Annotated in this window: 1 protein-coding gene and 1 pseudogene; both read left to right on the forward strand. The window is 56.0% G+C overall.

All coding sequences use genetic code 11. From position 1 onward, the window contains the following. Positions 1-3,610: glutamate synthase large subunit (gltB, locus tag A4E54_RS00015; protein WP_286723575.1), on the forward strand; the 3,610-nt coding region annotated here is incomplete at its 5' end. Positions 3,611-3,629: 19 nt separating this feature from the next. Then, positions 3,630-3,929: pseudogene (locus A4E54_RS00020) on the forward strand (glutamate synthase); the annotation flags it as partial.

Below are 3,929 nucleotides of genomic sequence, written 5' to 3' on the forward strand. Positions count from 1 at the left end.
GGAGCCGTGGTCCAACCACGAAAGTATGAGCGACGAAAAGAAAGCGTTTTATGAATACCACGGCTGCCTGATGGAGCCGTGGGACGGTCCCGCGTCCATTGCTTTCACCGACGGCGCGATCATCGGCGCCGTGCTTGACCGGAACGGTCTGCGGCCCTCGCGCTATTACGTTACCAAAGATGACCTTATTGTTTTGGCTTCGGAAGTCGGCGTGCTCGATATCCCGCCGGAGGATGTAATCCTGAAAGAACGGCTGCGTCCCGGGCGCATGTTGCTTGTCGACACGGAAGAAGGCCGCATTATCAGTGATGAAGAGCTAAAAACAAGCATGGTGAAGGAGTATCCTTACCGGAAGTGGCTGGACGAGTACCTGGTGAGCCTTGAACAATTGCCGGAGGCTCCGCATGTGCCGGAACCGGACTTTGAGACGGTGCTCAAGCGGCAGCAGGCTTTTGGTTATACTTATGAGGATCTTTCTAAAGTGCTGGAGCGCATGGCCAGAGACGGGGTTGAGCCGGTGGGAGCAATGGGTCATGATGTCCCGCTGGCGGTATTATCGGATAAGCCGCAGCTTTTGTACAATTATTTTAAGCAATTGTTTGCCCAGGTGACCAACCCGCCGATTGACTCCATTCGCGAGGAGATTATTTTCGCTGTCGAGACCACCATTGGCACTGAGAAGAACCTGATCAAACCGGAACCCGATAGTTGCCGCCGGATTAGGCTGAAAGCGCCGGTTCTGACCAATGAAGAACTGGCAAGAATCCGGCACCTGAAGATGGACGGATTTAAAACGGTAACCTTGCCCATTTTGTTCAAGGTGGCGGAAGGAAGCCGGGGCATGGAAAAGGCGCTGGAAGACCTTTTCAGTGAGGCTGGCCGGGCTATAGCCGGCGGCGCCAATCTGCTGATTTTGTCCGACCGGGGTGTGGACGCTGAAAACGCGCCCATTCCAGCCTTGCTTGCCGTATCGGGGCTGCATCACCACCTGATCCGGGAGGGAACCAGGAACAGGGTCAGCCTTTTGCTTGAATCGGGGGAGCCGCGTGAAACACATCACTTGGCGGTGCTGCTGGGCTACGGCGCAAGCGCCGTCAATCCATATCTGGCTTTTGAAACGCTGGAAGACATGTGCCGTCAGGGGATGCTGGACGGTATAACACCCAAGGAAGCGTTGAAGAATTACATCAAGGCTGCTATCAAGGGTGTGGTCAAGGTAGCGTCCAAGATGGGTATTTCCACGATCCAGAGCTATTGCGGAGCCCAGATTTTTGAGGCCGTCGGGATTGACCGGTCTGTAATCGACAAATATTTTACCTGGACGGCTTCCCGTGTGGGCGGAGTCGGGCTGGCTGAGATCGCCGGTGAGGCGGCGCTCCGCCACCGGAAGGCCTTCTCGCCCGGCTGCGACGGCACGCTGGAGCCAGGCTCCGTTTACCAGTGGCGGCATGACGGCGAGGAGCATATGTTCAATCCGGAGACTATCGCATTGCTGCAGCAGGCCTGCCGCAATGGTGACTTTCAACTATTCAAGCAGTACTCGGCGCTGGTCGACGGCCAAAAAAACGCGTTGCGCAAGTATTTGGACTTTAAAAAAGACCGGACGCCCGTGCCGATAGAGGAAGTCGAACCGGTGGAGTCCATCTGCCGGCGCTTCAAGACGGGGGCCATGTCTTTTGGTTCAATCAGCAAGGAAGCCCACGAAACCATGGCTATCGCCATGAACCGCGTTGGGGGCAAGAGCAACACGGGCGAGGGCGGGGAAGATCCGGCCCGCTTCAAACCCCTGCCAAACGGCGATTCCCTGCGCAGCGCCATCAAGCAGGTGGCCTCGGGCAGATTCGGCGTTACCAGTGAATACCTGGTCAACGCGGATGAAATCCAGATCAAGATGGCCCAGGGGGCAAAACCCGGTGAGGGCGGCCAGCTTCCGGGGCGCAAGGTATATCCCTGGATTGGCAAGGTCAGGGGGACCACGGCCGGGGTAGGCTTAATTTCACCTCCGCCGCACCATGATATTTATTCGATTGAAGACCTGGCTGAATTGATTCACGACTTAAAGAACGCCAACCCAGGGGCCAGGATCAACGTTAAGCTTGTTTCGGAAGTTGGCGTGGGCACAATTGCCGCGGGGGTGTCCAAGGGACGGGCTGATGTTGTTTTGATCAGCGGCTATGACGGCGGCACGGGGGCTTCACCCAGGACGAGCACCACCCATGCCGGCCTGCCCTGGGAACTGGGTTTGGCCGAGACTCATCAAACACTGGTGCTGAATAATTTACGCGACAGAATTATTGTGGAAACGGACGGCAAGCTGATGACCGGCCGCGACGTGGTGATCGCCACGCTGCTCGGCGCCGAGGAATACGGATTTGCCACGGCTCCGCTGGTTGTCATGGGCTGTATCATGATGCGGGTTTGCAACCTGGATACCTGCCCGGTGGGCGTGGCGACGCAGAACCCGGAACTGCGCAAGAATTTCAAGGGCGAACCGCGGCATGTAGTCAACTTGATGCGGTTCATCGCCCGGGAAATACGGGAAATCATGGCGGAACTCGGTTTCCGGACAGTTAACGAAATGGTTGGCCGCACTGATGTGTTGGAGCTAAAGAAAGATATTGATCATTGGAAGGCAAAAGGACTGGACCTGTCAGCCCTGCTCTGGCGGCCTGATGTCCCGGAAAACGTCGGCAGGTACTGCCGGACTGAGCAATATCACGGGTTGGAGAAATCTCTGGACAGGCAGGAGCTGTTAAAGAGATGCGGGCCGGCCTTGGAGCGCGGGGAGCCGGTTGAGGCCAGGCTGCCTATTCTAAACACCAACCGGGTGGTAGGCACCATTTTGGGCCATGAAGTAACCAAACGCTACGGCGGGGAAGGCCTGCCCGAGGATACAATCCGTCTTTACTTTGATGGTTCCGCCGGGCAAAGTTTTGGCGCTTTTGTTTCCAAGGGGATTACGCTCACCCTTGAAGGAGACGCCAACGATTACTACGGCAAGGGCCTTTCAGGCGGCAAGCTGATTGTTTTCCCGCCGGCTAAAGCGACCTTCGTGCCGGAAGAAAATATTGTTGTCGGCAATGTGGCCTTTTACGGCGCGACATCAGGGGAGGCTTACATCCGGGGCGTGGCCGGGGAAAGATTCTGCGTCAGGAACAGCGGTGTGAATGCTGTTGTGGAAGGGGTAGGCGACCACGGATGTGAATATATGACCGGCGGCCGTGTGGTCGTGCTTGGTATGACCGGCAGGAACTTCGCGGCCGGCATGTCGGGCGGGATTGCCTATGTGCTTGACGAAGACGGGACGTTCCCGGATCGCTGCAACTACGAGATGGTAACTATCGAAACTCTTGAAAATGCCGGCGAAATTGCCGAGGTTAAAGAAATGATTCATAAGCATTTGATCTATACCCGAAGTGAAAAGGCCCGGGTGGTTCTGGACAAATGGGAGGAAATGCTGCCGAAATTTGTAAAGGTTATTCCGAAAGATTACAAGCGTATGCTCGCAGCAATTGACCGGGCGCATGAGATGGGCCTTGGCGGTGATGAAGCCATTATGGTCGCCTTTGAAGAAAATCTGAAAGACGTGTCTCGGGTCAGCGGGAACTAACCGATGAGGAGGAAGTACCATGGGTAAGCCGACAGGATTTATGGAATATCAAAGGGAACTCCCGGCCGACCGTGCTCCATTGGAGCGCATAAACGACTGGGGCGAATTTCACCACCCTTTTTCGGAGGAAAAATTAAAGACTCAGGGATCGCGCTGCATGGGTTGCGGCACACCCTTCTGCCACAGCGGAACCGTGATCAGCGGCATGATTTCAGGTTGTCCCAACCATAACCTGATCCCCGAGTGGAATGACCTGGTGTCCCGGGGCCTGTGGAAAGAGGCGTTGACACGCCTGTTGAAAACGAATAACTTTCCGGAG

This window comes from Pelotomaculum sp. PtaB.Bin117 (genome assembly GCF_002067195.1).
Lineage (GTDB): Bacteria > Bacillota > Desulfotomaculia > Desulfotomaculales > Pelotomaculaceae > Pelotomaculum_D > Pelotomaculum_D terephthalicicum.